Below are 26,570 nucleotides of genomic sequence, written 5' to 3'. Positions count from 1 at the left end.
GGTGGCCCGTCACCGCGCCCTCCCGGCGCGCGCCGGATGGCGCGCGCACCCCACCCCGACGCGGTCCGGCACCGCGACCCGTCGTCGGCTGATCCCCCGCCCGGGCGTCCTGCTCATCGTGGTCGCACTGCTGATGTTCAGCTGCCTGCTCCTGGTGAACGGGCTCGCCAGCTCCGAGGTCGGCGTCGACCCGCCCGCGGCGGTGCCCAGCGCCGCCGCCATGGACGAGGTGCCGCGGACGGTCACCGACGGGGGCCCGGTCATCGACACCCGCGGCACCGAGCCGCGCAGCGCCGCGATGCCGGCGCGGACGATCGCGCTGACCTTCGACGACGGGCCCGACCCGACGTGGACCCCCCAGATCCTCGAGGTGCTGCGCCGCCACCACGTGCCGGCGACGTTCTTCGTGGTCGGCTCCCGGGCCGCGACCTACCCGGGTGTCCTGCGCGACATCCGGGCCGCGGGCTCCGAGGTCGGCATCCACTCCTTCACCCACCCCGACCTCGCCGCGGTCTCCGGGATGCGGCTCGACCGCGAGCTCGCCGAGACCCAGCTGGTCCTCGACGGCGCGATCGGCGAGTCCAGCTACCTGCTGCGCCCGCCGTACTCGTCGAGTCCCAACGCGGTCGACAACGACGCGCTGCGCTCGGTCCGCGAGGCGGGCTCGGACGGCTACGTCACGGTGCTCTCCGACATCGACAGCCGGGACTGGCAGCGCCCGGGCGTCGACGCGATCGTCCGCAACGCCCTGCCCTCGGGCGGCGCGGGCGGGATCGTGCTGCTCCACGACGCGGGGGGCGAGCGGTCGCAGACCGTCGCCGCCCTCGACCGGCTGATCCCGCAGCTGCAGGCCCAGGGCTACCGCTTCACCACGCCCGAGGCCGCCGTCGGGCTGCCGGCCGACAACCAGCCGGTCTCGGGCGCCGCGCACCTGATGGGCAGCACGATCATCGGGCTCGTGGCCGTCGCCGGCGTCGTCGTCGACGCCCTCGCGTGGCTGCTTCTGGTCGTCGGGGTCCTGGTCGTGGTGCGGCTGGTGCTCATGCTCGTCGTCGCCGTCCGCCACCACCGCCGTCGCCACCGGCCCGGCTTCTCGTGGGGACCCCCGGTGCGCGCGCCCGTGTCCGTGATCGTGCCCGCCTACAACGAGAAGGAGAACATCGCCGCGACGGTGCGATCCCTCGTGGCGAGCGAGCACCCGGTCGAGGTCCTCGTGGTCGACGACGGCAGCACCGACGGGACCGCCGACATCGTCGATGCGCTCGGCCTGCCGAACGTGCGGGTGCTGCGCCAGGCCAACGGCGGCAAGCCCAGCGCCCTCAACGCCGGCATCGCCCACGCCCGCCACGAGCTGATCGTGATGATCGACGGCGACACCGTGTTCGAGCCCGCGACGATCGGGCGGCTCGTGCAGCCGTTCGCCGACCCGACGGTCGGGGCGGTCGCCGGCAACGCCAAGGTCGCGAGCCGTCGCGGACTGATCTCGCGCTGGCAGCACATCGAGTACGTCATGGGCTTCAACGTCGACCGGCGGGTCTACGACGTCCTGCGGTGCATGCCCACGATCCCGGGCGCGATCGGTGCGTTCCGCCGCGGGGTGCTGCTGCAGGTCGGGGGGGTCAGCGACGACACGCTCGCCGAGGACACCGACCTGACCATGGCCATCTGCCGCACGGGCTGGCGCGTGGTCTACGAGGACTCCGCGCGCGCCTGGACCGAGGCCCCCGCGACCCTCGGACAGCTCTGGCGCCAGCGCTACCGGTGGAGCTACGGCACCATGCAGGCGATGTGGAAGCACCGCCACGCGGTGCTCGACCGCGGCGCCTCCGGCCGGTTCGGCCGGTTCGGGCTCGCGCACCTCGCGGTGTTCCAGATCCTGCTGCCCCTGCTGGCCCCGCTGGTGGACATCTTCCTGGTCTACGGGCTGATCTTCCTCGACCCGGTGACGACGCTGCTCATGTGGGCGGGCGTGCTGGCGGTCCAGGTCGCCGCCGCCGTCATCGCGTTCCGGCTCGAGCGGGAACCGGTGCGCGTGCTCTGGCTGCTGCCGCTGCAGCAGATCGTCTACCGCCAGCTGATGTACGCGGTGCTCATCCGGTCCGCGGTCACCGCGCTCGGCGGCATCCGGCTCGGGTGGCAGAAGCTGCGCCGGGTGGGCGGGCTCGACGCCCTGCTGGCGGCGCCGGAGAACAAGGAGTCGCCGCGACGGGAGCTCGACCTCAACCGTCGTTGACCGTCACCGGCACCGTCGGGGACCGAGTGCCGCGGCGAACGCCCCGTCCCCTCGTGGGGACGGGGCGTTCCTCATCTTCAGCGAAGTGAACCCGCCGCGCTCCCCGTTCGTGTTCCCTGTTGTCGGCCACCCGCGCCGCGGACCCAGGAGACCGGACCGATGACCGTGCTCGCCCCTCACACCGTCGCGGCGGTGTCGTCGGGTCCCGTCCGACGGTTCCCGGTGCGCGCGCTCCAGCTGCTCGCCGGTGCGGCGGTCGTCGTGGCGGTGGCGCTCCGGCTCGGGACCGGGGCGGTGCTGGACGGCGTCCGTGCGGTGTCGCCGGGTGCGCTGGTGGTCGCGCTGTCGATCGGGGCGGTCACGACGGCGGCCTCCGCGGCCCGGTGGTGCGTGGTCGCCCGCGGACTGGGGCTGCGGATCGGATTCGGCCCGGCGGTGGGGGACTGCTACCGGGCGCAGTTCCTGAACTCGGTGCTGCCGGCCGGCGTGCTCGGCGACGTGCACCGCGCGGTCGACCACGGGCGCCGTGCCGGCGACCTCGGGCGGGGCGTGCGCGCCGTGGTGCTCGAGCGGGTGGCGGGGCAGGTTGTCGTCGTGGTGGCCGGGACCGTGGTGCTGCTCGCGATACCCAGCCCGGTGCGGGGCCTGGTGGCCGGGTTCGGACCGGTGGCGCTGGTCGCGGCGGGGGTGGTCGTGGGGCTGGTCGGGATCGCGGTGCTCCCACGGGTGCGGCGCGGACTGGCCGGGCTGGTCGCCGGGACGCGGGAGGCGGTCCTGACCCGCCGGAGCGCGCCGGCGGTGCTCGGGCTGTCGGTGGTGGCGATGGCGGGCCATCTGGGGCTGTTGGCGGTGGCCGCGATCGCCGTGGGGGTGCGGGTCGGTCCGGTCGAGCTGGTGCCGTTGCTGGTGCTGCCGTTGCTGGCGATGGGGCTGCCGCTGAACGTGGGCGGGTGGGGGCCGCGGGAGGCGACCACGGCCGTGTCGTTCGGGGTGGCCGGGCTGGGCGCGCAGACCGGGCTCGCTACGGCGGTCGCGTTCGGGGTGCTGGCGCTGGTGTCGACCCTGCCCGGTCTCGGGGTGCTCCTGCTCCGCGGCGGCCCGGCGATCCGTGGACGATCAGGCCCCGGTCGAGAGGTATCGTCCGATGGTCGTCGATGAGGTGGCAGCGACGTGGACGAAGTGGGTGAGGACAGCCGTTCCGAGGCCGACCGCGTCAGCGGCGGCGAGCGGATCGGTCGCGCTGCCTATGACCTGTTCTCCCGGTACGGCGTCCGTGCGGTCGGCGTGGACGCGGTCGTCGCGCGCGCCGGCGCGGCGAAGATGACCCTCTACCGCAACTTCCCGTCGAAGGACGACCTGATCCTCGACTTCCTGTCGCGGCGGGAGCGGTCGTGGACCGAGCAGTGGCTGGTGCACGAGAGCCGGCAGCGCGGCCACCTGCCCCAGGACCAGCTGCTCGCCCTGTTCGATCTCTTCGGTGAGTGGTTCGCCCGGCCCGACTTCGAGGGCTGCGTCTTCCTCACGACGATGATGGAGATCAACGACCCGGGGGACACCGTCTTCCAGGCGGCCGTCGGGCACCTGCGGCGGATCCGGGACTACCTGCGCGAGCTCGCCGAGGAGGCGGGCGTGCCCGACCCGCTCCTGCTGGCGCGGCAGTGGCACATCCTCATGAAGGGTTCGATCATGGCCGCGCACGAGGGCGACCGCGAGGCCGCCGCGGCGGCCCGCGAGATGGGGGTCATGCTGCTCCGCGCGCACGGTCTCCCGGCGTCCGGCCCGGCAGGCTCGCCCTGACCCGTGCGGTGCCCTCGACCATCGCGCGCAGCTTGGCCGTCGCCACGGCCGTCGGGAGGTTGCGCAGCCCGCAGTCGGGGTTGATCGTCAACCGCTCCGGCGGCACCAGCTCGAGGGCCTGCTCGATCCGCGCGCTCACCAGCTCCGGGCTCTCCACCTCGTGGGACTTGACGTCGATGACCCCCAGGCCGATGCCGCGGTCCCACCCCGAGCGCTCGATGACCGGCAGGTCCTCGTAGCCCTTGCGCGCGAACTCGAGGACGAGCTGGTCGACCCGCGCGTCGAGCACGGCGGGGAACAGGAAGTCGTAGTGGCCCTCCCACAGCGGGCGGGCGTAGCGGTTCCCGTAGCAGACGTGGAGCGCCCAGGAGACGTCCACGTCGGCGGTGACGATGTTGATCGCCTCGACGGCGAGGCCGACCTGCTCCGGGTGGCCCGCGAGGAACGGCTCGTCGATCTGCAGCAGGTCCGCGCCCGCGTCCCGCAGCGCCCGGGCGGCCCCCGCGAGCACGTGCGCGATGGAGCGCACGAGGTCGGCGGGGTCGTCGCCGGGCCCCACGGTGACCCGTCGGGAGAGCGAGAACGGCCCGGTGAACGAGAACCGCACCGGCCGGTCGGTGCGCGCCCGGGTGAAAGCGAAGTCGTCGTCCAAGCCGAGCCCGCCGCCCGTCGCCGGGGCGACCGGTGAGGTCCGTGCCCTGGCCTCGTAGTAGTCGTAGTAGAAGTCCTTGCTGGTCACCGGGATCTCGATCCCGGGGACGCGGGCGAGCAGGTAGTCGACGTCGTTGTCCCGGCGGAGCTCGCCGTCGGACACGATGTCGATCCCGGCCAGCTCCTGCTCCTTGATCGCGGCCGTCACCGCGCAGTCGTGGATCTCCTCGAGCTGGGTGCGGCTCATCCGGCTGCGGAAGTAGTCGGTCTTGAGCCGCTCGAGCCACTCCGGCACCGGCCAGGACCCGACCACCGTCGTCGGGAGGACCAGATCGTCCATCGTCAGTCCCTCACCTGGGCGGTCATCGTGACGACGTTCGTGCCGGGGCGGTGGGCGAACGGGGTGTAGGTGACGTCGAAACCACGGCGACGCCCGATGTGCGCGAGCAGGGGACCGTTCACCCAGTTCACGACCGAACCGTCGTACTTGCCGGGCCCGCGGAAGCCGCTGCGGTAGGCCCCGACGTCGTCGGCGAACAGGTCGTGGCAGATCAACCGGCCGAAGGGGTGGAGCAGCGGGAGGGTCTCGGTGAAGCTGGCGACGGCGCCGTTGCTGACGTGCATGCGGAGGTCCGCGCCCGACTCGAGCAGCGGGCGCAGCGCCTCGCCGGTGACCGACGGCGAGAGGGCGTAGAGATCGAGGCCGGCGAGCCCGACGTAGCGCTCGGCGAGCCGGACCGCCGACCAGGTCCGCCGCCAGAAGTCGACGGCGTCCTCCGGGCTCGAGACGTGTGCCGGTGCGGCCTCGGCGAGCAGCCGCGGGCCGAGCCGCAGCAGCTTGCGCACCAGGCCCGCGAGCTCGTCGGGGCGGGCGTTCACGGACGCGGCGAGCTCGGCGGCCTCGGTGGCGGGGATGTAGGCCCGGGACTCGACGAGGTAGGTACGGCCGCCGAGCTGCGCGACCTCGTCGGTCGGGAGGTTGTCGTAGACGTTCGAGATGTAGATCAGGAACACGCGGAACTGCAGGAAGCCCAGCGCGGAGCGCGGCCGCGTCGCGTCCAGGACGAAGGCGCTGACGTGCTCGGAGTGCTCGGCGACGGTCTCGCGGGCCAGGTCGAGCACGTGCTGGGAGTAGTCGCACATCAGGTACTGCAGACGGCGGTAGTACCCCCGGCCGTGCCGGGCGTCGAGCGCCCGGAACTCGTCGAGGAAGACCCGGGCCTGGTTGCCGTTGCCGACGCCGAGCTCCACGACGTAGAGCTCGGGCGGGAGGGCCCGGCGGTCGGCCAGCCCGTCCCACACCGCGAACAGCTCGGTGAGGATCTCCCGGGCCGCGTCGCGGTTGCGTGCGTCGCTCTCGCCGCCGGGGAGGGCCTGCTCGTAGGCCCGGCCGGTGGCCTTCTCCCACAGCTCGAGCGCGGACCAGTAGAGGGCGTTGAAGTCCCAGATGCAGCTCTGTCGACCCGGTCCCCAGTCCTCGAGGAGCACCCGTCCGGCGTCGGCGGTGCCCTCGGCGTGGGCGTTCAGGGCGTCACGCGTCGCGTCCCCGAGCGCGGTCTCGGTGCCGCGCCGCACGTCGACGGCGATCTCGAGGTCGTCGTCGCGGACGCCCTCGGGGACCGGTCCGCCGCGCGGGTCGCCGGGCGCCACGATCGGCCGCACCTCGACGACCTCGCGGAAGTTCTGCCGGTACTGCACCCAGTCGCAGACGACCCGGACCCGGGACAGATCCGTGGTGCTCCCGCTCAGCGCGTCCACGACCGGCGCGATCGAGTCGCCCGCGGTCACCGGGGTCCGTGCGCTGCGCAGGCGGCCGTGCGGGCGGAAGTCGACGAGCATCCGTGCCTCCTCTGCGGCGGTGGACCCCGGTGCTCCGCGCGCGGGCCGCCGATCCGTTCCGCGGTACGACGAGCGTGCGACGTCCCGCGGGTCACCGTCTTCGTCGGCGAGGACAGGAAGTGCGGCCCGAATGTTGTGGCGCGGCCCAGCGGAGGGGTCGCGCCGATTGACGTGAGCGACGTCACATCCTACGGTCGAGATGGGAGAGACCGGTCTGTCTCACGACGGGCCGTCCCGGGCGCTGCCGCGAGCACGTTGCCCCTGGTCGCGCCGCCCCACCGAGCCAATGACGGACATCGGAGGAACGCACCCGTGAGTGGATACGACCCGAAGCAGGCCACCGGCATCCCGACCGAGCAGGTCGGATCGCTGCCGCGCCCCCAGAAGCTGCAGGACGCCTACGCCGCGTACGACAAGGGCGAGATCGGCAAGGACAAGCTGGAGTCCGCGCAGGACGAGGCGGTCAAGAACTCCATCGAGGGCCAGGAGAACGCCGGCTCGCCGATCGTGTCCGACGGCGAGCAGCGCTGGTCGAGCTTCGCGACCTACCCGATCGCCGACACCCTGGCGGGTACCGGCCTCGCGGACAATCTCGCGGGCGACGGCGGCCAGTTCTTCGCGATCTTCGCCGACGGGCACAACCGCCAGCTGCCGCGCTTGACCGGCGGCCCCTTCCGGTACAAGACCTACGCCGCGGACACCCTCGCGAAGTCGATCGGCTACGCGAACCGGCCGATGAAGCAGGCGGTGATCGCGCCGTCGATGCTCTACCTGCTCTACCCGCTGGAGAAGGAGGTGCCGGGCTACTCGAAGGAGCAGTTCGAGCACGACCTCGCCGACGAGTGCGAGCGGGACATCCGGAAGGCCTTCGAGGCGGGCGCCGCCCGGGTGTCCATCGACTTCACCGAGGGGCGGCTCGCGACGCGCAACGACCCCCGCAACCCCTGGACGGGCGCGGGTCTGCTCGACCGGTTCATCGAGATCAACAACTGGGTGCTCGACCGGTTCACCCCGGAGGAGCGCGCCAACATCGGGGTGCACACCTGTCCCGGTGGTGACCGCGACTCCGTGCACTCCGCGGACGTGCCCTACAACAACCTGCTCCCGAAGATGTTCGAGATGAACGCCGGCTACTTCCTCATCCAGCTGGCGAGCGAGCGGGACAAGGACCCGGTGTACGAATCGATCGGGAAGCACGTCCGCACTGACGCGAACGGGGTCGCGCAGACCGCGTTCGTCGGGGTGATCAATCCGCTCAACCCGCGGATCGAGAGCCCCGAGGAGGTCCGCGACGCGCTCGTGCGCGCATCCAACTTCATCCCGCGCGAACAGCTCGGGGCGACCGACGACTGCGGGTTCTCGCCGTTCTCGATCGACGAGAAGCCCAGCCACGGCTCTCCGGACTTCGCGCGCGATGTCGCGTTCCAGAAGATCCACAACCGGATCGAGGGGGTTCGCGCCGCGGCCGAGAAGCTCGGCGTCTGATCGCGCCCGCCCGGGGGCTGTTGTCCACCCGCACAGTTCCCGGGCCCCGGCGCTGTTCCTGCGCACGAAGCGCCGCGCCCCGCCGGTCCACGAGAATCGAACCGTCCCGGGCGGCCGCCGTCGCCGCCCGATCCGGGAGGTCCGATGCGGTGGGATCCGAGCGAGGAAGCCGTGTGGGTCGCGGCCCGGCGCCTGATGGGTGGCTTCAGCGTGGAGGTGACCCCGCGGGAGTCGGGCAAGCTCGACGCCGTCGCCCGCGCCCTCGAGCCGGGGACCGCGGTCTACGTCACCCACCTCGCCGCCGTCGGGTTCGACCGGGTCCTCGAGACCGTGCGGCAGGTGCGCGAACGGGGTCTGCGGCCGGTGGTCCACCTGGCGGTGCGCGCGATCCCGGACATGGACGCCCTGGACCGCACGCTCGGCGCGCTCGTCGACGAGGGGGTGGCCGACCTCCTGCTGATCGCCGGCTCCATGAGGCCGTCCGGCGGGATCGAGAACACCCTGCAGGTCCTGGAGTCGGCCGCCCTGAGGCGGCGGGCGTTCACCGGGATCGGGGTCGCGGGCCACCCGGAGGGCAATCCGGGCGTCGACCCGGGCACCGTCGATCACGCCCTCGCGCGGAAGAACGAGATCGCCGCGGAGCTCGGGCTGCCCCTGCACGTCGTCACGCAGTTCGGCTTCTCCCCGGACCCGATCCTGCGCTGGGAGCGGCGGATGCGCGACGAGGGGATCGACCTCCCGGTCCACGTCGGGCTCCCCGGGCTGACCACGCCGGCGAAGCTGATCAGGTTCGGTCTCTCGTGCGGGGTCGGGCCGTCGCTCGCGGTGCTGCGCAAGCAGAGTCGCGGGGTCCTCACCCTGGCCACCCAGGAGTACCGGCCCGCCGACACCGTGGCGGGCCTGGCCCGCGCCGTGGCCGCCGACCCGGACAGCCTGATCTCGGCCGTGCACTTCTTCCCGTTCGGCGCCGTGCTCCCCACCGCGGCGTGGGCCACCGCGATCAGCGAGGGCCGGTTCGCCGTCGCCGAGGACGGCGGGCTGGTGACCGACGTGGATCGCGGGCGGCCGGCCCGGGAGGTCAGAAGTCGTCGGTCAGGAAGTGCTGGATGACCGGCCCGTAGGCGGCGACCAGGGTCACCCGGTCGGCGTCGGCGAGGTACGGCAGCGCGATCACCTCCCGGGGCACCAGGATCCCCAGGATCTGCGAGGCGCAGAGCTCCGCGCGCAGCTGCCCCAGGCCCGGCGACGGTCGACTCAGCCCGTCGCGTCGGTCAGCGCGGCGTCGAGGATCGCCACGCCGCGGTCGATCTCGGCGTCGGTGGCGGTCAGCGGGGGAGCGATCCGGAAGGTCCCGCCCATCCCCGGCAGCTGCACGATGTTCATGTGCAGCCCGAGGTCGGCGCAGCGGCGGGTGACGGCGGCCCCGAGCTTCTCGGCCTCGCCTCCGGAGGGGTCCACCAGCTCCAGCCCCACCAGCAGGCCCCGCCCGCGGACGTCACCGATCACCGGGTGACGGCCGGCGAGCTCGAGCAGGCCCGACCGCAGCCGCTCGCCGAGCTCCCGGGCCCGCCGGTCCAGACCGTCGCGCTCCAGGACCTCCAGCACGGTGGTGCCGACGGCGGCCGGGAGCGGGTCGTTCACGTGGGTGGTGAAGAACAGGAAGCCGCGCTCGTGCGCCCGTGCCTCGATCTCCGCGCTGGTCACCACGGCCGCGAGCGGCAGCCCGGCGCCGAGGGTCTTCGACAGGGTGAGGATGTCGGGGACCACGCCGTCGCGCTGGAACGCGTACCAGTCGCCGGTCCGGCAGAGCCCGGTCTGGGCCTCGTCGAGGATGAGCAGCATCCCGCGCTCGTGGCACTTGTCGCGCAGCGCCGCGAGGTAGCCGGGCGGCAGGTCGACCACTCCGCCGGAGCTGAGGATCGGTTCGACGAGGCAGGCGGCCGGGCTGCCGACGGACTGGGCGTCGACGAGGTCGAACCCGAGGTCGAGCTGACGACGCCAGTCGAGGTTCCCGTCGGTGTCGACGATGCCCGGGCGGAAGCGGTCGGGGACGGGCAGGGCGACGTTCCCGGGGACGCCCGGCCCGTACCCCGTCCGGCCCGCGCTGTAGGTGGCGCTCGCCGCGGCCTGCGTCATCCCGTGCCAGGAGCGGGCGAACGACACCACCTCGTGGCCGCCCGTGACGAGCTTCGCCATCCGCAGCGCCGCCTCGTTCGCCTCCGCGCCCGTCGTCAGGAACATGACGCTCTCGAGCGGGTCGGGCAGGGTGCCGACGAGGCGGTCGGCGAGCTCGAGCACCGGAGGGCTCAGCATCCCGCTGTAGAGATGATCGAGCCGTCCGATCTGCTCCCGGACGCAGCGGACGATCTCCGGGTGGGAATGGCCGAGGATCGCGCTCATCTGCCCGGAGGTGAAGTCGAGCAGCTCGCGGCCGTCGGTGGTGAACACCGAGCTGCCCTCCGCCCGCTCGATGATCTCGGGGCTGAACTCGCCCCGGCCCGAATAGCGGATGAGACGTCGCGAGTTGGACACGGCCGCCGACGCTACGAACCTCCCGGCGGCGTGTCCACGGTCGGGTACGGCAGGCCGCCGAGGCGGCCTCAGCCCCTGGCGTCGGCCGTCGGCGCCGACGCCGTCCGCGCCGGATCCGCGTCGGCGGCGGAGTCCGGACGGACCTGCTCCGGCACCGAGACCTGGCCGGTCGCGACGGGCCACCCGGGAACGCGCGGCCGGAGCGGACCGACCGCGTCCGGTGTGCTGAACACCCACCGGAGCAGGGCGCGCGTCGCCCGTTGGACGAGACCGACGGCCCGCACCGCCGCACCCAGCAGCACCAGGGCGAACCCGGCAAGGGCACCGACGGCGACGGCGAGCCCGAGCGGAGGTGCGAACGGCGGGGCGGGAACGGTCGGGGCGGAGTCCGTCGCCGCGATGATCGGGGGCACGGCACCGGGTCGCGTCTCGAGGGTGCTGATCGCGGACATGAGCGACTCGTCGACGGCCTGGGCCCCGGCCGTCGCGACCTCGGGGGTGGGGGCCTGCACCGCGACGGCGAGGAGGTTGCCGCCCCGGGCGGCGGAGACCGCGACCGCAGGGCGCAACGCGTCGGTGGTGGTGCCGAGCTGTCGGGCGGCAGGCCCCAGGACCCGATCGCTGAGCGCGAGCCGGGCGTAGGTCGTCATCCGGTTCGACAGGTACTGGTCCTCGGTCGCGGCCGCGTCGGTGGCGGGGCGGAACGCGGGCCCGACCGAGAGCACGACCTGCGACTCGGAGAGGACCGGCGTCCGGTCGAGGACGAGTCCGGTGACCAGCCCGGCCAGGGCGCCGAGCAGCACACCGAGGACCAGGAGTCGGCGCATCGTCCGCGCCGTGGGAAACCCCGCCGAGGAAGCCACGTGGACCAGCCTGCTCCGCGACTGTCATCCGCCGGTGAGGATCGGCGCGGAAATCCGGAGGATCACCGGAATTGGTGGGCGCCGATGACGGCCAGCAGGTCGAGCTTGTCCCGCGCATCGGTGCCCGCCGTGGGGAAGTACGCGATCAGCGCCAGGTCGGCCTCACGGGTCAGCAGCACCTCGCACGTCAGGTGCAGCAGCCCGACCTCCGGGTGGTGCATCCGTTTCCGGTCGTGTCGACGGGGAGCGACCTCATGGCGTTCCCACAGGGTGCGGAACTCGGCGCTCTGCTCGAGCAGGTCGTGCACCAGGGAGGTCACGTCCGTCTCGCCTGCGCGGCGGGCGTAGGTCGCGCGCAGGTCGCGGACGTGCCCGGCCGACAGGTGCGGCCAGTCTTCCTCCGGGGCCCGGTCGCGCCACCCGGAGCCGGTGAACCAGTCCCGGACGTCGCGGCCGGGGCGCCCGGGTTCGGTGTTCACGGGGCCGAACGCGGCGTCGGCGAGCGGGTTCTGCCAGAGCACGTCGTACAGGTCGGTGCACACGCGGGCCGGGACGTCGGTGAGGTGGTCGAGCAGGTTCATCAGGCCCGGTGGGACATGGCGGCCTGCGCGCCGCGGCGGCGGGATCAGGCCGGTGAGATGGAACAGGTGGTCGCGTTCGTCGAGGTCACAGCGCAGCGCGCGGGCGAGCGCGGCGACGACCGGTTCGGACGGGTGCGACCCGCGGGACTGCTCGAGCCGGGAGTAGTAGTCGGTCGACAGTCCGGCCAGCGCGGCGACCTCCTCGCGGCGCAGCCCCGGGGTCCGGCGCCGCACCCCGTCGGGCAGCCCGACGTCGGCGGGTCGCAACAGCTCACGACGGCGGCGCAGGAAGTCGGCGAGCCCGGCACGGTCGATCACGTCCCCCAGCGTCGGCGCTCCGGGGCCGCTCAGCCAGGGTCGGGCGCTCCCTGGTTGGGCCGACCCTGCCTCCGGGGCGGTTCCGGGAGCACCGTGGTCGCCATGACATCGCAGTTCGACATCCACCGCCTCGGCCGCACCGGACCCGAGGTCACGTCCCCCGGCCTGGGCTGCATGGGCCTGTCCGGCGCCTACGGATCGGTCGACGACGACGAGGGCGTGCGGGTCATCCACGCCTACCTCGACGCAGGCGGCACCCTGCTCGACACCGGTGACTTCTACGGCTCCGGGCACAACGAGTGGCTCATCCGCCGTGCGCTGGCCGACCGGAGCCGCGACGACGTCGTGCTCTCGGTGAAGTTCGGCTCGATGCGCGGGCCCGACGGAGCACTGGTGGGGAACGACGGCCGGCCGGCGTCGGTGAAGAACTTCCTCTCGTACTCGCTGCAGCGGCTCGGCGTCGACCACGTGGACGTCTACCGCCCGTCCCGGCTCGACCCGTCGGTCCCGATCGAGGACACCGTCGGGGCGATCTCGGAGATGGTCGAGAAGGGCTTCGTCCGCCACATCGGGCTCAGCGAGGTCGGGGCGGAGACGATCCGCCGGGCCGCGGCGGTCGCGCCGATCAGCGACCTGCAGATCGAGTACTCGCTGCTCAGCCGGGACATCGAGGACGCCATCCTCCCGACCTGCCGCGAGCTCGGCATCGGGATCACCGCCTACGGCGTGCTCTCCCGCGGCCTGATCGGGGGCAGCGGGACGATCGACGGCGCCCGGGCGGCCGTACCGCGGTTCCAGGGCGCGAACCTCGAGCACAACGAGGCCCTCGTGGCCCGGCTGCGGGAGACGGCCGAGGCGAAGGGCGCCACGATCGCGCAGCTGGCCATCGGCTGGGTGACCGCGCACGGCGAGGACATCGTGCCGATCCTCGGCGCACGACGGGTGGACCAGGTCCGGACGCTCGTCGGCGGGGTCTCGCTCGACGCCGAGGACCTGGCCCGGATCGATGCGCTCGTCCCCCGGGGCTCGGTGTCCGGCGACCGCTACCCCCCGGCAGCGATGGCCGCGCTCGACAGCGAACGCTGACCCCGCCACGGCCTGGACCGGGGTCGTCGATTCCGGAAAGCTCGCACGATGACTCCACTCGCGGAGACCGACGGGATCGCGGTGGTCGGCAGCGTCGCGACCGCCGACTCCGTCACGGTGGCGGGCAGCGTCGCCACCTCAGGCAGCGTCGCCGTGGCCGGCAGCGTGGCGACGGCGGGCAGTGTCGCGGTGGCGGGCAGCGTCGCGACGGCGGGCAGCGTCGGGGTCGCCGGGAGCGTCGCGACCGCAGGCGGCGCCGGGATCCTGGGCAGTGTGCTCACCGTGCTAGGCGTCGGGGTCCGGCGGTGCGCGGGCATGCTGGCCTGCGTGAACTGCGACCGGTGCGTGGGCTGCATCGCGTGCGTGGACTGCGTCGACTGCGTGGGGTGCGTCGGCTGTGTCGGCCTCCGTGGCGCCGTGGGAGCGCGCGGCGTCCGCGCCTGACCGGCGGCGTTCACGTCACCTGTTGACGGCCTGCATCGCGGCCACCGCCCCGCGGTGCTCTCGGTCGCGGTCAGCCCGGGAAGGGCCTGCCGTCCCGCGCCGTCCTACCGTGGACCGATGCCCATGATCACCGGGCCCTCATCGGTCCGTGGACGCGCCGCGACACCCACTCGCGCCCGGTGATCATGGGGCCGCCACCGACGGGCCACGACCACCTCACCCTTCGAGGGTGGCCGCGTTCGCGAAGCCGGTCAGCTCGAGGACACGCCGGGCCGGCGACGCCGGGGGCGCGTGGACGGTCAGGTCGATCTGGAGGACCTCGAGCCGTGCGGCCAGGGCGAACATCAGGCGCAGTCCGGCGCTGTCGAGATAGGTGAGGTCGGAGAGGTCGATCGTCACCGACGCCGCCTGGTTGTCGATGGCCGCCGAGAGCTGTTCCTCGACGATCTCGGCGTTCTCGAGGTCCACCTCGCCGCTGATCGTGATCGCCACGGCGGGGCCCGGCGAGCGGGTCGTGACGCTGGCCGACGTCATGTGATCCCTCCCGTGAGGTGGTGCTGCATCCGCACCGTCGTGCCGTTCGGCCCCGCGGTGACCTCGACCTCGTCGCTGCACTGCTGGATCAGCGTCGTGCCCCGCCCCCGGTTCTCACCGCGTGCGGAGCGCCAGCGCCCGTTGTCCCACACGGTCACGATCACGTGCGAGTCGACGTGCTCGGCGTGCACCATCAGAGCACCACCGCCGGGTCCGTAGGCGTGCTCCACCACATTCGAGCACGCCTCGCCGACGGCCACGAGGACGTCGGAGAGATCGTCGGCGGTCCCACCGACCGACGGCAGCCAGCGCCGCAGGGCCGACCGCACCTCGCCCAGCGACCGGAGCACGGCCGGCAGGACGAGCTGCAGCGGCGCGGCTTCCGAGGCATCCGCGCGTCGGGCGACCAGGACGGCGACGTCGTCGGGGACCGGTTCCGCACCCACCAGCCTGCTCATCACCGTCGTGCAGGTCTCCTCGACGTCGTCGGCGTGCACGGCCGCGCAGAGTCGCGCCAGACCTTCGTCGAGCGACCGTCCACGACGCTCGACCAGGCCGTCGGTGTAGAGGAACAGGAGCGATCCCGGAGGCAGGTCGACGGCCGTCGCCCGCCGGGGCGGCCCCACCGAGACGCCCACCGGCATGTCGACCGGCAACTGCAGCAGTGTTCCCGCCTGCCCCGGCAGCGCCAGCACGGGCGGCAGGTGACCGGCCACGCTGAGGGTCACGTGCTCCAGCGACGGTTCGAACACCGCGTAGAGGATCGTCGCCATCACGTTGTCCTCGAAGTGCTGCACGTTGCCGTCGAGGCGCTCGAGGACCTCCGCCGGATCGTCCTCCTCCCGGGCGAAGGCCCGCAGCGCGCTGCGCAGCCGGCCCATCACCACGGCGGCCTGGAAGCCCCGCCCGACGACGTCGCCCATCACCACCCCGACGCGCCCGGACGGGAGCGTGAACACGTCGTACCAGTCACCGCCGAGGGCGCCCGCCTGACCGGGCACGTACCGGGCGGTGAGGCCGAGTCCCGCGATCTGCGGCAGCGCCCCGGGCATCAGGCTGTGCTGCAGGGCCTCGGCGGCCGCACGGTCCACGTCGCTCTGATGGGTGCGGGTGACCAGCGCGACCCGGTCGGCGACCAGCTGCAGCAGGTGCGTGTCCGCCTCGGTGAACACCCGCGGTGTGAGGGTCCCGACGTGCAGCACCCCGAGCACGGTCCCCTCGGCGACCAGGGGGACACCGAGCAGTGAGCGGATCGCCTTCTCGCGCAGGATCGGGTTGAGGACGTTCGAGTGGTCGACATGCTCGATGATCACCGGCCGTCGTTCCGCGGCGATGCGCCCGGCGAATCCCCGGCCCAGCGGGATGCGAACGCCCTGCCGGACCTCCTCCTCGATCCCGCGGGCCGCCGTGGCCACCAGATGCGTCGAGGAGGCGTCGAGGAGCAGGACCGCGGCCGTGTCCACGCCGAGCAGGGTGCACACGCGATCCAGGAGCTCGGCGAGGAGATCCTTGACGTCGAGGTGGGCGAGCTCGGCATCGGTCACGAACTCGATCCGGCGGAGCCTGTCCTCGTCCGCGGTGGTCGGCACGGTCACGCGTCACAGAGTACGCAGTCCGAAACTATGAGCCGCGTCACCTGGTGCCGCGATGCGGCCCATCCCGACCCGCCATGTGCGGCGCTGATCACGAAGGGTGAGAGGGCGTGCATCGAGTGGCGGCGTTGTGGGTGGAATCATGAGCCCGCTAGCCTTCACGGGTGGCGATGACGGCAGCCGACTTACTCTCCGTGCTGCCTGACGCGCTCGCCATCACGGTGGGCGCCGACCATGTGGTCGAGTCGTTGAGCCCGCGCGGTGGTCAGCTGTTCGGAACCGCGGTCCGGCCGGGCCATCCGATCCGCGAGACGGTCCCGACGGGTGGGCTCGTCGCCGCGCTCGACGCCGCCTACCGCAACGGGGAGACGACCGTCGTGCCCCACGGGGTGCTGTCGTCCGTGTCGGTCGAGGCGGCGAGCGGGTGGGAGTTCGGCGTCAGCGCCTCGCCGGTGGGTGACGGGCCCCGCCACATCTCCGGTCTCCTGCTGCGGGTCCTCACCGTCGGGCCGGCCGAGGGCGACCCGTCCCGGAACTCCCGCGCGCGGGAGTTCCAGCGCCTGACCGAACAGCTCTCGAGCGCCGTGACGCCCGCGGACGTCGGCCGGCTCACCGCCACCGCCGCGGCCGCGTTGATCGGCGCCGACGCCTGCGTGGTCTACGGGCGCGCCGAGGGAGCGGACGAGGTGGAGTCGCTGGATCACGCGGGCTGGCCCGGCGACACGGTCGACCGCTACCGGCGGCTGCCGCTGCAGCGCGGGCGGCCGCTGTCGGACGCGGTGCTGACCGGCCTCCCGGTGTGGCTCGAGGACGCCGAGCAGTGGCAGAGCTCCTACCCGGAGATGGCCCCGGTCGGTGTCGGTGAGGGACACCAGGCCAGCGCCTGCCTCCCGCTGCGCGTGGAGGACCGCGAGCTCGGCGCGGTCGTGTTCAGCTTCTACCGGCCCCAGGCCTTCGGCCTGGCCGAGCGGGAGTACCTGCTCGCCGTCGCCGCCCTGTGCGCCCAGGCGCTCGACCGCGCGCGCCTCTACGCCGCCGAGCGCGAGGCGCGTGCCGCCGCCGAGCGCGAGCGGGACCGGATGTCCTTCCTGGCCGAGGCGAGCCGGCTGATGGAGGCGCCGCTCTCGGTCGAGGAACGCCTGCGCCAGTTCGGCCAACTCGCCGTGAAGGGGATCGCCGACTGGTCCGCGGTGCACTTCGTCCGCGGCACCCACGTGGAGCGGGTCTCCGTGGCCCACCTCGATCCCGCCAAGGTCGCCTTCCTCGAGGAGCTCGAGCGGCGGTATCCGCCGGACCCGGACGCCCCCGGCGGTGCCATCGAGGTGGCCCGCAGCGGGGTGCCGGTCGTCATGTCGGACGTGCCCGACGAGCTGCTCGTCGCGTCCGCGCAGGACGAGACGCACCTCGAGCTGATCCGGGCGATCGGGCTGCGCTCGGCGATCGTGATGCCCCTGCTGTCCCGCGGACGCAGCCTCGGGGCGTTGACCCTCGTGCACGCCGAGTCGGGCGAGCGGTTCACCGACGACGACCTGACGTTCGTCGGCCAGCTCGCCACCACGGCCGCGCTCGCCCTCGACAACGCCGCCCTCTACGAGCAGCAGCGCACGGTGGCCCGGACCCTGCAGACGGCACTCCTGCCCGCCGAGCTCCCGGACGTGCCCGGCATGCAGTGCGCCGGTCGCTACCGTCCGCCGAGCCCCGAGCTCACCGACGTCTACGTCGGCGGGGACCTCTACGACATCCACGAGGACGTCGAACGCGGGCGGTGGGCGCTCACGGTGGCCGACGTCTGCGGCAAGGGCCCGCAGGCGGCCGCCCTGACCGCGCTGATCCGACACACCGTCCACGCCGAGGTCGGGCACGGCTACGCGCCTGCCGACGTCGTGCGCCGCGTCAACACGGCGATGTTGCGCCACCACGGCGGCGCCCGGGTCCGGTTCGCGACGATGGTCCATGCCGCGCTGACGGTGGGCCCGACCGGAGCCGCGGTGACACTGGTGAACGGCGGGCATCCGCCGGGGCTGGTGCTCCGGGGTGACCGGGTCGAGTCGATCGCCGTCCCGGGCACGCTCGTCGGGGTCTACCCCGACCCCAGCCTCACCGAGATCGAGATCCACCTCGGGCACGGCGACACCCTGGTGCTCTACACCGACGGGGTCACCGAGGCCCACGGCCCGCGCGGCTTCTACGGACCCGAGCCGCTCGAGGCCCTCCTGGCCACCTTCGCCGGCAAGTCCGCCGACGCCATCGCCGACGGCATCCTCGACGAGGTGTCGGCCTTCCAGAACGGTCACCTCCGCGACGACGTCGCCCTGCTCGTGGTGCAGGTCCAGCGATGAACGAGCCGCGGGACACCGCGCCGGCCGAGACCTCCGACGGACTGCGGGTGGTCAGCTCGTGGGAGGCCGACCGGCTCATCCTGGTCCTGCACGGAGACCTCGACATCGACACCCTGGCGGTCGCGCAGGACGCGGTGACGGCCGCCGAGCGCCAGGCGCCTCCGGTCCTCGTCCTGGACCTCTCCCGGCTGGGCTACGTCGACTCCTCCGGGGTCCGGTTGGTCCTGCTGGCCCGGCAGGTCGCCGACGACGCGGACCGTCGTCTCGCCGTGCGTCTCGGGCACGGCTCCCCGCGACGCGTCTTCGACATGCTCGGGATCACCGAGCGCCTCGAGGTCCTCGACGACGACGGGGAGGCCTCGCCACGGTGACCAGCGCTCCCGATCGGTCCCCGGTGACGTCGGCAGGCCCCGACCCCTTCCGTCACCTCGCCCTCGTCCACCACGGCGTCGAGGACCTGCTCGACACCCTCGGGCCGTTGCTCCGCGACGCCGTGACCCGCAACGACCTCGTCTGGGCCGCCGTCGACGACGCCACCCGCGACGCCATCGAGCGCCGCCTCGGCACCGCGAGCTTCGGCTTCGTCTTCGGCGAACCGGGCCAGCCCTACAGCTACAGCGGACAGACCACGGCCGCCCGCCGCGGGGACCGGCTGCGCGACATGATCGGCCACGGCCGCGCGGCCCTGATCCTCAGCGACGCCGCCACCGTGGGCGGCGCCGGTCCGGACTCGTCCGCGCCGGACGCCTGGAGCGTCGTCGACGCCAGCTGCAACCTCGCCCTGACGGGCCTGCCGGTGACGCTGATCTGCCTCTGCGACGCCGGGCGCAGCTCCGAGGACACCGAGCGCTTCCGCTACTGGAACCATCCGGAGCTGTTCGTCGGGGCCACCGCGAGCCCCAACCCGCGCTACCGGGCTCCCACCGAGGTGCTCGCCTCGACCCCGGCGCTGCCCGCGCCCGAGCTCGGGCCCCCGAGCCAGGAGCAGGAGTTCGCGAACGGCACCACCACGCTGCGCGGCGTCCGGGCCTGGACGAAGCGGCACGGGCTCGAGGCCGGTCTGGACCCGGCACGGATCGACGGGCTCGTCCTGGCCGTGTGCGAGCTGGTCAGCAACAGCATCGAGCACGGAGCCGGGCACGGGACGCTGTCCTGGTGGATCCGGCCGGGACGGGTCGTGGCCCAGATCCACGACCCCGGCCACATGGGCACGATCACGCCCGGGCTGCGCAGGCCCGACGCGCTGTCCGTGCGCGGGCGGGGTGTCTGGCTGGCCCGCCAGCTCTGCGACGTCCTCCACCTCTGGACCGCCGTCGACGGCACCCACGCCCGCCTGGAGGTCGGGGCCTGACACCCGTGCTGCTCGTTCCGGGAACGTGGCGGGGTGCTCAGGAGAGATCCGCGGGCTCCGCCGGCGAGGACGGCACCGGCTCGCCGACCGCGGGCGGTGTCGGTTCGGCGGCGCGAGCCGGCGACTTCTTGGCGCTGAACGCCGGTGCGCTGTTGACGATCGTGTCCTGGGCCCATCGCTCGCTGAATCCGGCCAGGAATCCCAGCGCGACATAGAACAGCGTGATGTCCTGCAAGGTCGCCGGGGCGATCGTCACGGCGATGAGACCGCTCTTGAGAAATATCAGGATGATGCCTCCGAACACCGCGCCGATGATGGGGCGGAACCCCCCGACGAGGAATGCGATGGCGCGACCCCGTTCGTAGTCGATATTGAGGTTGACGTTGTTGGTGATGCGCACCATCACGCTGATCACCGCGCCGACCCCGCCGGCAGCGGCGCAGGTACCCACCAGGCTCAGAGGGGTGGTCCCGAGCATCAATTCAGCCGGGCCCGACAGGTACCAGATGATCAGGCCGGCGAATATGACGCCGAAGGGCATTCCGGCGAAGTAGGCTTGAAGTGTCGCCCTGCGGGCGAGACCCGACGCGAATCTCTGGACGACCGGCAGATACTCCTTCACCGCCGTCGCGGTCACCGAGATCATCGATTCCTGGCCGGGAGTGGGCTTGGCGTCGGGTCGCAGGTCCTGGACCCGTAGCAAGGAGGCGATCAACGAGAACAGCTGGGTCAGAACGATCTCTTCGGATCGACCGCTGAGGACGGGCCGCCAACGGCTCTCCTCGAAGCGGGTCTTCCGGACGGCGTCATCCAGATCGGGGTCGAGCGCCTTCGCGTAGTAGGCCCGGATCCGGTAACTGTGTCGCCGCAGGAAGTCTGTCTTGTCCGTGAGATAGACGCCGCTCTCGGAGTTGACGGCGATGTACTCGTCCTGAATCCTGCCGTACTCCTCGACGAACTCGGACCGCAGGGCCTTGTACGCCGATCTGTTTTTCTTGTGGTGCGCCACGATGAGATCGTGCACCGATGGCGCGCCGTCCGGATTCTCGGTCTGGTCGCCGGGCCGATCCGGTCCGGGGTCCCCATCGTGACGTGAGGACGACCCGGTCGTCGGGCCGGAATCGTCAGCTCGACCGGCATGATTCGTCTCGGTCTCCATGGTGGCCCCCCAGGCTCACACGATGATCTCCAGTGCTCCCCGGATATAGTGTTGAGCGTTCTCGGTCATCTGCCGCCGATAGTCACTCTGATGGTCTAGAAAAGTCACACGTGACAGCGTTTCGCGTACGTCCCGTTCTCGTGACGTGGAAAGGATGCCCGCCTTCGAGCACCATGGCACCGTTCTCGAGGAGACACCGGTCGAGCGAGGAGCGCGAGTGGCCCAGTTCTACGTCGATGGCTACCGGCCCGGCGACCCGTTCGTCAGCGAGCCCCTGGACGCCCCGGGGAGCCGATCCGGCGTCGACATCCGCTCCCCGGGGCCGGAGGGCCTGCCCGGGACCGCCGACGTCCTGATCGTCGGCGCCGGCCCGGCCGGGCTCGTGCTGGCCGCGCAGCTGGCGAACTTCCCCGACGTCCACACCGTCGTCGTCGACCGCAGGGACGGGCCGCTCGAGGTGGGGCAGGCCGACGGGGTCGCCTGCCGCACGGTCGAGATGTTCGAGGCGTTCGGCCTCGCCGGCCGCCTCGTCGAGGAGGGGTACCTCGTCAACGAGGTCAGCTTCTGGCGCCCCGACCCGGAACGGCCCGGGGAGATCGCGCGCACCGGCCGCATCCCGGACGTGGAGGACGGCCTCTCCGAGATGCCCCACGTGATCGTGAACCAGGCGCGCATGCTCGCCTACCTGCGCGATCACATGGCCCGCTCACCGCGGCGGGCGGAGCCGTTCTACGGACTGCAGGTCGACGACGTCGTCGTCGACACCACCGGGTCGTCCGACCACCCGGTCTCGGTGACCATGGGGCATCGCGGCGGGACCTCGACGATCCGGGCGCGCTACGTCGTCGGGTGCGACGGCGCCCGCAGCGGCACCCGCGCGGCCATCGGGCGCGAACTGCGCGGCGACGCGTCGAACCAGTCCTGGGGCGTGATGGACGTCCTGGTGGACACCGACTTCCCCGACATCCGGCTCAAGAGCGCGATCACGTCGGCCGAGGGCAGCATCCTCGTCATCCCCCGTGAGGGCGGCTACCTGGTCCGGCTCTACATCGAGCTGGACAACGTGCGCGACCGGGAGATGCTCGGTGACCGCAGCATCACCCCGGAGAAGCTCGCCGCGGTCGCCAACCGCATCCTGCGCCCATACACCCTCGAGGTGCGCGACGTCGGGTGGTGGTCGGTCTACGAGGTCGGCCAGCGCCTGTGCGACCGGTTCGACGACGTGCCGGAGCCGGAGGTCGCCACCCGCCGGCCGCGGGTGTTCATCGCCGGGGACGCGTGCCACACCCACAGCGCCAAGGCCGGCCAGGGGATGAACGTCTCGATGGCCGACACGTGGAACCTGGGCTGGAAGCTCGGTGCCGTGCTGCGGGGCACCGCGAGGCCCGAGCTCCTGCACACCTATTCCGAGGAACGTCAGCGCGTGGCGCAGGAGCTGATCGACTTCGACCGCGAGTTCGCGGCGATGTTCAGCGCGCATCCGGACGGGGCGGACCCCGACCCGGAGAAGTTCCAGCGCTACTTCCGCGACCAGGGTCGCTTCACCGCCGGGGTCGCGGTGCGGTACGGCCCTTCCATGATCACGGCGGCCGACCCGGCGCAGCACCTCGCGGCGGGTTTCGGAGTCGGGACGCGGTTCCACTCCGCGCCCGTCGTGCGGCTGGCCGACGCCCGGCCGCTGCACCTCGGGCACGTCGCCCGCGCCGACGGCGCCTGGCGCCTCTACCTCTTCGCCGACCGGGACGGCCCGCGCGAGGGCTCGGCACTCCGGGCCCTCTGCGGGCACCTGGCCACGGCGCTGCCGACCGTCACGCCTGCGGGTGCCGACCCCGACGCCGTCGTCGACGTCCGGGCGGTGCTCCAGGCGCATCACCACGACGTGAGCACGGCGGATCTGCCCGCGGTCCTGCGGCCCCGCAAGGGCCGGTTCGGGCTGGTCGACCACGAGAAGGTGTTCTGCCCCGACCCGGCCGCCGACGACGTCTTCGACCTCCGCGGCGTCGACCGCGACGCCGGCGCCGTCGTCGTCGTCCGCCCGGATCAGTACGTGGCGCACGTGCTCGGGCTCCACGAGCACGACGCGCTCGACGCCTTCCTCGCCGGAATCCTCGTCGAGGTCCCGTGACCGGGCATCGGGACGAGTGACGACGACCCCGGAAAGCCACGGCTCAACCTGACGCGGCGGAACGGTCGCCCGTAGGGTCCTGGGCTGTCCGCAGCTGCGACGAGGAGGACGGACATGCTCTGTGTCCTGGCCGGCCGGGGCCGGTACAGCGGTGGGGTCGACCGTCCTGCGGGACCGGACGGCGGGCCACCTCCCGAGATCGAGATCGTGGCCGCCCGCCGCCCCAAGCGCGTCGACGCCGAGGTCGGCGAGGTGTACGACGTCGACGTCCTCGTCTACCGCCTGGACGGGTCGACCCCGGACGGGGAACCCCGGTACGTCCGCGACCGCGACTACACCGAAGAACGCCACGCCTGACCTCGCGGCGCCCCGCGCTCCGCGGCCATCACCGCATAGTCGGGTAGGTCGATGGCGTCCGCCTTGCTGAAGAACATCTTCTTGGCCAGGCCCTTGAGGGGCCGAGTGATCATCAGCCGCATCGAGAGCACTCGCAGGCGGATGGCGAGCCGGGTGCGCGGGGCGTAGCCCTCCATCCCGCCGGGCGGGAGCTCCTGGCCCTGCCGGACGTAGGGGCGCATCCGCTCCTCGTAGGCGGCGAACGCGCGGTCGTGGTCGCCGTCGGCGCGGGCCAGCTCGCCGGCCAGCACGTAGGCGCCGACGAGGGCGAGGCTGGTGCCCATCCCGGTCAGCGGACTCGGGCAGTAGCCGGCGTCGCCGATGAGCACGACCCGTCCCGCCGACCAGCGGTCCAGGTGCACCTGGAGCATCGCGTCGAGGTAGAAGTCGTCGGCGCCGGCCATCGCGGCGACCAGGTCCGGGGCCGGTCCGGCACTGTCGGTGAACCGGTCGGCGACGAGGCGACGTTGGGCGGCGAGGTCACGCCGGTCGTAGGTCAGCGGCTCGGACAGGAACGAGAGCCCGGCCTTCATCCGTCCCGGGTTCCGGTCCGGTCGCATCGACGCCACGAGCCCGGGCTCGTTGTACATCGTGAACCAGCCGTCGAGGCCGGCGTGGTCGGTTGCGGTGAACCAGGCCATGTAACCCCCGAGTGGTCGGGTCATGGTCTCCTCCGGCCCGAACGCGAGTGCCCGTATCCCCGAGTGGGGGCCGTCCGCCCCGACGACGAGGTCGAAGGGGCGCACGGTGCCGTCGGAGAAGGTGACCTCGACGTCGTCGGCGCGCTCCTCGAGGGCCGTCACCCGCAGGCCGAACAGGTACTCGACGTCGTCCCCGGTCGCGTCGGCCAGCACGTCCGCCAGGTCGCCCCGCTGGATCTCGATCTCGCTGACGATGCCGACGCCGTCGAGGGAGTCCACCGACATCTCCGCGAGCCGCCGCCCGGTGGCGTCGACGTAGGCGACGCCCCGCTGGTCGACGCAGGCCGCGCGGACCGCGGACATCAGGCCCATGCGCTCGACGACGGTCCGCCCGGCCCCGCGGAGGTCGACGGTCTGCCCGCCGGGGCGGCGGGCGGGGGAGGCCTCGACGACCGTGGGGACGAAGCCGTGGCGGTGCAGCCAGAAGGCGAGCGCCGGGCCGGCGATCCCGGCCCCGCTGACGAGGACGGTGCGGTTCTTCATCGGGCGTACCTCTCGATGCGATCGGGGTGATGCACTGAGGGTACGCTGTACGCAGTTGTCGCGCCAATGTCTGTGCCGCTCTCTCGAGGTTTGGCCCGGGAGACGTACTAGTACGGTGGCGGGTCGCACGGCATCACGGGGCGGTGCACTAGTACGGTCACCGGTGGAGCGAGGGAGCGTGATGGAGGCACCGCCGTACGCCCGGATCGTCGAGGTGATCCGGGGCCGGATCGAGGCGGGTGACCTGGCGCCCGGCGAGCGGGTGCCGTCGACCCGGGGGATCGTGGCCGAGTTCGGGGTCGCGATGGCCACCGCGAGCAAGGTGCTGGGCGCCCTGCGCCGCGACGGCGTCGTCCGGGTGGTCCCGGGGGTCGGGACGGTGGTCGCCGAGTCCGAGGCGACGACGCCGTCGAGGACCCGCCGCGACTCCCCGGATGCGGAGCTGGGGCGCGCCGCCATCGTCCGGGCGGCGATCCGGATCGCCGACGCCGAAGGGATCGACGCGCTCTCGATGCGCCGGGTCGCGGCCGCGCTCGGCGCCGGCGCGATGTCGCTCTACCGCCATGTCCCGGGCAAGGACGAGCTCATGCTGCTCATGCGCGACGCGGTCTTCGCGGAGTTCCCGCTGCCCGCCGCGGTGCCGCCGACCTGGCGGGCGGCGCTGGAGCTCACGGCGCGCGCGCAGTGGCGGCTCTACCGTCGCCACCCCTGGCTCGCGCGGACGACGTCGCTGACCCGGCCGTACGCCGGTCCGAACCAGATGCCCTACTCGGAGTGGAACCTGCGCGCGCTCAGCGAGCTGGGGCTCGACGACGACGTCGTGTTCCTCCTGCACCTGTCGCTGTTCAGCTTCGTGCACGGCTCGGCGGCCAGCCTCGAGGCCGAGGGCCGCGAGGAGGCCGACACCGGGCTCACCGGACACCAGTGGCTCGAGCAGCGGGAGGAGGCCACACGCTCGGTGTTCGGCTCTGGGGCGTTCCCCGTGTCGGCGCGCGTCTTCGGCGCCCCGGACCTGACGCTCGATCTCGACCGGCTCTTCGAGTTCGGTCTCGCCCGACTCCTCGACGGCATCGAGCAGTACGCCGCACAGGGTCCGCCCGGCTCTTCGTCCGCCGGCGCGACGTGTCAGGCGTGATCAGGCCCGGGTAGCCGCCCAGGCTGATCGAACGGTGACGACCGCCCGGCGCCGGGCCGGGGGCGTCATCGGGAGCGTGCTCGAGCCTTGGCTGGGGTACGGACGGGACAGGGAGGCGAGGATCGGGATGAGTGCTGACGGTGACACCGACCAGGCGGCCATCGAGACCGGGCTGGCCTCGCCGGTCGCCCGGCGCTTCGTCGAGGCGCTGCGCGCGATCGAGGACCGTGGGGATCTCGACGGCATGATCGCGCTCGGCGGCGAGACGACCCGGTGGTGGGGCACCGGTCCCGACGAGGCGCAGTCGGGGCCCGACGGGGCGCAGCGCTTCTGGTCGGGCTACCGCCGCGCCTTCGCCGAGATCGAGTCCGAGTTCACGGACGTCACCGAGACGTCCTCGCGGATCGTCCTCGAGTGGACCAGTCGCGGTCGCCATCACAGCGGGGCGCCGGTGCGCTACACGGGCGCGACGGTGCTGGCCCTCGGCGGATCGCCGGACGAGCCGGAGCTGGCGGCGGTACGCCTCTACTACGACACCGCCGCCACCCTGGTCCAGGCGCCCGAGCCCGGGAACCCGCACGCGGGCGACGGCGAGCCCCCGATGCTCGACCGCGAGACGGCCGCCTCGGGCCGCAATTCCGGGCTCACCGACCGAGGCTGACGCCCGGCCCCGCAGGCGCCGCGCGAGAAAGGAGACCGTCCAGTGTCGGCGCTGACCATCGTCACCAGCATCGCCCAGGTGCTCTCACCGCTGCTGTACGCGGTATTCATCGTGGTCATCTACTTCCAGCTCCGCGAAGCGCGCTCCTCGGTCCGCGAGGTCCAGCAGGAGTTCCTGGCCGGCGGGCGACCGGTGGTGGCCGTCCACGACGAGTACGACCACGAGACCGGCACGTTGAACCTGGCCGTCGAGAACGTCGGACAAG

Annotated in this window: 25 protein-coding genes; 15 read left to right on the top strand and 10 right to left on the bottom strand. The window is 72.8% G+C overall.

Annotated features, from left to right (window positions below; translation table 11 throughout):
- Position 1 precedes the first annotated feature (1 nt).
- The 3 genes from VGI02_RS00790 to VGI02_RS00780 all read left to right on the top strand — a co-directional run bounded on the left by VGI02_RS00790 (position 2) and on the right by VGI02_RS00780 (position 4,030).
- The gene (locus VGI02_RS00790; RefSeq protein WP_414638168.1) at positions 2-2,233 is read left to right on the top strand and encodes a bifunctional polysaccharide deacetylase/glycosyltransferase family 2 protein; all 2,232 of its coding nucleotides are present in this window, start codon (positions 2-4) and stop codon (positions 2,231-2,233) included.
- A 159-nt stretch (positions 2,234-2,392) separates the two neighbouring features.
- A complete protein-coding gene (locus VGI02_RS00785; protein ID WP_331625316.1) occupies positions 2,393-3,391 on the top strand; it encodes a lysylphosphatidylglycerol synthase transmembrane domain-containing protein in 999 nt (332 codons plus the stop codon).
- Positions 3,392-3,403: 12 nt separating this feature from the next.
- Positions 3,404-4,030, top strand: coding sequence for a TetR/AcrR family transcriptional regulator (locus tag VGI02_RS00780; protein WP_331625315.1), 627 nt, complete (start codon positions 3,404-3,406; stop codon positions 4,028-4,030).
- On the opposite strand, the gene VGI02_RS00775 is transcribed toward VGI02_RS00780, so the two are convergent.
- A complete protein-coding gene (locus tag VGI02_RS00775; RefSeq protein WP_331625314.1) occupies positions 3,975-5,021 on the bottom strand; it encodes a uroporphyrinogen decarboxylase/cobalamine-independent methonine synthase family protein in 1,047 nt (348 codons plus the stop codon). The genes VGI02_RS00780 and VGI02_RS00775 overlap by 56 nt on opposite strands.
- A gap of 2 nt (positions 5,022-5,023) precedes the next feature.
- Entirely contained in the window at positions 5,024-6,520 is a 1,497-nt protein-coding gene (locus VGI02_RS00770) for a hypothetical protein (protein ID WP_331625313.1), read from the bottom strand.
- A 312-nt stretch (positions 6,521-6,832) separates the two neighbouring features.
- Here VGI02_RS00770 and VGI02_RS00765 point away from each other — a divergent pair, with 312 nt between their 5' ends.
- Together VGI02_RS00765 and VGI02_RS00760 are read left to right on the top strand one after the other, a co-directional pair.
- Positions 6,833-8,005, top strand: coding sequence for a uroporphyrinogen decarboxylase/cobalamine-independent methonine synthase family protein (locus VGI02_RS00765; RefSeq protein WP_331625312.1), 1,173 nt, complete (start codon positions 6,833-6,835; stop codon positions 8,003-8,005).
- A 144-nt stretch (positions 8,006-8,149) separates the two neighbouring features.
- A complete protein-coding gene (locus VGI02_RS00760; RefSeq protein ID WP_331625311.1) occupies positions 8,150-9,115 on the top strand; it encodes a methylenetetrahydrofolate reductase in 966 nt (321 codons plus the stop codon).
- Here VGI02_RS00760 and VGI02_RS00755 read toward each other — a convergent pair.
- From VGI02_RS00755 to VGI02_RS00740, 4 genes are all read right to left on the bottom strand, one after another.
- Positions 9,084-9,191, bottom strand: coding sequence for a hypothetical protein (locus VGI02_RS00755; protein ID WP_331625310.1), 108 nt, complete (start codon positions 9,189-9,191; stop codon positions 9,084-9,086). The genes VGI02_RS00760 and VGI02_RS00755 overlap by 32 nt on opposite strands.
- A 68-nt stretch (positions 9,192-9,259) precedes the next feature.
- Positions 9,260-10,537 carry an aspartate aminotransferase family protein gene (locus VGI02_RS00750; RefSeq protein ID WP_331625309.1) on the bottom strand — a complete coding sequence of 426 codons (1,278 nt, stop codon included), beginning with the start codon at positions 10,535-10,537 and terminating at the stop codon, positions 9,260-9,262.
- 68 nt (positions 10,538-10,605) lie between these two features.
- On the bottom strand, positions 10,606-11,364 hold the full coding sequence (locus tag VGI02_RS00745; protein WP_331625308.1) for a YveK family protein: 759 nt from the start codon (positions 11,362-11,364) through the stop codon (positions 10,606-10,608).
- A 98-nt stretch (positions 11,365-11,462) separates the two neighbouring features.
- Complete coding sequence (locus tag VGI02_RS00740) at positions 11,463-12,299, bottom strand: helix-turn-helix transcriptional regulator (protein ID WP_331625307.1); 837 nt, start codon at positions 12,297-12,299, stop codon at positions 11,463-11,465.
- Positions 12,300-12,401: 102 nt separating this feature from the next.
- On the opposite strand from VGI02_RS00740, the gene VGI02_RS00735 reads away from it, so the two are divergent.
- Together VGI02_RS00735 and VGI02_RS00730 are read left to right on the top strand one after the other, a co-directional pair.
- On the top strand, positions 12,402-13,385 hold the full coding sequence (locus tag VGI02_RS00735) for an aldo/keto reductase (RefSeq protein ID WP_331625306.1): 984 nt from the start codon (positions 12,402-12,404) through the stop codon (positions 13,383-13,385).
- A gap of 48 nt (positions 13,386-13,433) precedes the next feature.
- Positions 13,434-13,829, top strand: coding sequence for a hypothetical protein (locus tag VGI02_RS00730; RefSeq protein ID WP_331625305.1), 396 nt, complete (start codon positions 13,434-13,436; stop codon positions 13,827-13,829).
- Positions 13,830-14,045: 216 nt separating this feature from the next.
- Here the strand turns inward: VGI02_RS00730 and VGI02_RS00725 are convergent, their stop codons facing one another.
- Both VGI02_RS00725 and VGI02_RS00720 read right to left on the bottom strand, forming a co-directional pair.
- Positions 14,046-14,363 (bottom strand): STAS domain-containing protein, encoded by a 318-nt coding sequence (locus VGI02_RS00725; protein ID WP_331625304.1) that lies wholly within the window; start codon positions 14,361-14,363, stop codon positions 14,046-14,048.
- Positions 14,360-15,958, bottom strand: coding sequence for an ATP-binding SpoIIE family protein phosphatase (locus tag VGI02_RS00720; protein ID WP_331625303.1), 1,599 nt, complete (start codon positions 15,956-15,958; stop codon positions 14,360-14,362). The genes VGI02_RS00725 and VGI02_RS00720 overlap by 4 nt, the downstream gene beginning before the upstream one ends.
- 167 nt (positions 15,959-16,125) lie before the next feature.
- On the opposite strand from VGI02_RS00720, the gene VGI02_RS00715 reads away from it, so the two are divergent.
- Genes VGI02_RS00715 through VGI02_RS00705 form a run of 3 tightly spaced genes read left to right on the top strand, consistent with a single transcriptional unit; the run spans position 16,126 to position 19,645 of the window.
- Positions 16,126-18,294, top strand: a complete 2,169-nt coding sequence (locus VGI02_RS00715; RefSeq protein ID WP_331625337.1) for a GAF domain-containing SpoIIE family protein phosphatase — start codon at positions 16,126-16,128, stop codon at positions 18,292-18,294.
- Positions 18,291-18,665 (top strand): STAS domain-containing protein, encoded by a 375-nt coding sequence (locus VGI02_RS00710; RefSeq protein ID WP_331625302.1) that lies wholly within the window; start codon positions 18,291-18,293, stop codon positions 18,663-18,665. The genes VGI02_RS00715 and VGI02_RS00710 overlap by 4 nt, the downstream gene beginning before the upstream one ends.
- Positions 18,662-19,645 (top strand): ATP-binding protein, encoded by a 984-nt coding sequence (locus VGI02_RS00705; RefSeq protein ID WP_331625301.1) that lies wholly within the window; start codon positions 18,662-18,664, stop codon positions 19,643-19,645. The genes VGI02_RS00710 and VGI02_RS00705 overlap by 4 nt, the downstream gene beginning before the upstream one ends.
- 37 nt (positions 19,646-19,682) lie before the next feature.
- Here the strand turns inward: VGI02_RS00705 and VGI02_RS00700 are convergent, their stop codons facing one another.
- Complete coding sequence (locus VGI02_RS00700) at positions 19,683-20,804, bottom strand: hypothetical protein (RefSeq protein WP_331625300.1); 1,122 nt, start codon at positions 20,802-20,804, stop codon at positions 19,683-19,685.
- Positions 20,805-21,021: 217 nt separating this feature from the next.
- Here VGI02_RS00700 and VGI02_RS00695 point away from each other — a divergent pair, with 217 nt between their 5' ends.
- On the top strand, positions 21,022-22,929 hold the full coding sequence (locus VGI02_RS00695) for an FAD-dependent monooxygenase (protein WP_331625299.1): 1,908 nt from the start codon (positions 21,022-21,024) through the stop codon (positions 22,927-22,929).
- Positions 22,930-23,043: 114 nt separating this feature from the next.
- The gene (locus tag VGI02_RS00690) at positions 23,044-23,286 is read left to right on the top strand and encodes a hypothetical protein (protein WP_331625298.1); all 243 of its coding nucleotides are present in this window, start codon (positions 23,044-23,046) and stop codon (positions 23,284-23,286) included.
- Here the strand turns inward: VGI02_RS00690 and VGI02_RS00685 are convergent.
- Entirely contained in the window at positions 23,262-24,509 is a 1,248-nt protein-coding gene (locus VGI02_RS00685; protein WP_331625297.1) for an FAD-dependent monooxygenase, read from the bottom strand. The genes VGI02_RS00690 and VGI02_RS00685 overlap by 25 nt on opposite strands.
- Positions 24,510-24,690: 181 nt before the next feature.
- Here VGI02_RS00685 and VGI02_RS00680 point away from each other — a divergent pair, with 181 nt between their 5' ends.
- The 3 genes from VGI02_RS00680 to VGI02_RS00670 form a co-directional block, all read left to right on the top strand.
- A complete protein-coding gene (locus VGI02_RS00680; RefSeq protein ID WP_331625296.1) occupies positions 24,691-25,644 on the top strand; it encodes a TetR/AcrR family transcriptional regulator in 954 nt (317 codons plus the stop codon).
- A 127-nt stretch (positions 25,645-25,771) separates the two neighbouring features.
- A complete protein-coding gene (locus tag VGI02_RS00675; RefSeq protein ID WP_331625295.1) occupies positions 25,772-26,305 on the top strand; it encodes a nuclear transport factor 2 family protein in 534 nt (177 codons plus the stop codon).
- Positions 26,306-26,347: 42 nt separating this feature from the next.
- A partial coding sequence (locus VGI02_RS00670) for a hypothetical protein (protein ID WP_331625294.1) occupies positions 26,348-26,570 on the top strand: 223 nt, incomplete at its 3' end.

The sequence above is a fragment of the Actinomycetospora sp. genome, assembly GCF_036497245.1.
GTDB lineage: Bacteria > Actinomycetota > Actinomycetes > Mycobacteriales > Pseudonocardiaceae > Actinomycetospora.
The sequence above is the reverse complement of the archived record's forward strand: the minus strand, read 5'-3'. Positions and strand labels throughout refer to the sequence as shown.

Bases quoted from the DNA above. Each gene is read 5' to 3' on its own strand.
- VGI02_RS00735 (WP_331625306.1), top strand. From the start codon at position 12,402: ATGACATCGCAGTTCGACATCCACCGCCTCGGCCGCACCGGACCCGAG.
- VGI02_RS00770 (WP_331625313.1), bottom strand. From the start codon at position 6,520: ATGCTCGTCGACTTCCGCCCGCACGGCCGCCTGCGCAGCGCACGGACC.
- VGI02_RS00760 (WP_331625311.1), top strand. From the start codon at position 8,150: ATGCGGTGGGATCCGAGCGAGGAAGCCGTGTGGGTCGCGGCCCGGCGC.
- VGI02_RS00745 (WP_331625308.1), bottom strand. From the start codon at position 11,364: ATGCGCCGACTCCTGGTCCTCGGTGTGCTGCTCGGCGCCCTGGCCGGG.
- VGI02_RS00685 (WP_331625297.1), bottom strand. From the start codon at position 24,509: ATGAAGAACCGCACCGTCCTCGTCAGCGGGGCCGGGATCGCCGGCCCG.
- VGI02_RS00785 (WP_331625316.1), top strand. From the start codon at position 2,393: ATGACCGTGCTCGCCCCTCACACCGTCGCGGCGGTGTCGTCGGGTCCC.
- VGI02_RS00690 (WP_331625298.1), top strand. From the start codon at position 23,044: ATGCTCTGTGTCCTGGCCGGCCGGGGCCGGTACAGCGGTGGGGTCGAC.
- VGI02_RS00700 (WP_331625300.1), bottom strand. From the start codon at position 20,804: ATGGAGACCGAGACGAATCATGCCGGTCGAGCTGACGATTCCGGCCCG.
- VGI02_RS00730 (WP_331625305.1), top strand. From the start codon at position 13,434: ATGACTCCACTCGCGGAGACCGACGGGATCGCGGTGGTCGGCAGCGTC.
- VGI02_RS00675 (WP_331625295.1), top strand. From the start codon at position 25,772: ATGAGTGCTGACGGTGACACCGACCAGGCGGCCATCGAGACCGGGCTG.
- VGI02_RS00710 (WP_331625302.1), top strand. From the start codon at position 18,291: ATGAACGAGCCGCGGGACACCGCGCCGGCCGAGACCTCCGACGGACTG.
- VGI02_RS00775 (WP_331625314.1), bottom strand. From the start codon at position 5,021: ATGGACGATCTGGTCCTCCCGACGACGGTGGTCGGGTCCTGGCCGGTG.
- VGI02_RS00680 (WP_331625296.1), top strand. From the start codon at position 24,691: ATGGAGGCACCGCCGTACGCCCGGATCGTCGAGGTGATCCGGGGCCGG.
- VGI02_RS00715 (WP_331625337.1), top strand. From the start codon at position 16,126: ATGACGGCAGCCGACTTACTCTCCGTGCTGCCTGACGCGCTCGCCATC.
- VGI02_RS00725 (WP_331625304.1), bottom strand. From the start codon at position 14,363: ATGACGTCGGCCAGCGTCACGACCCGCTCGCCGGGCCCCGCCGTGGCG.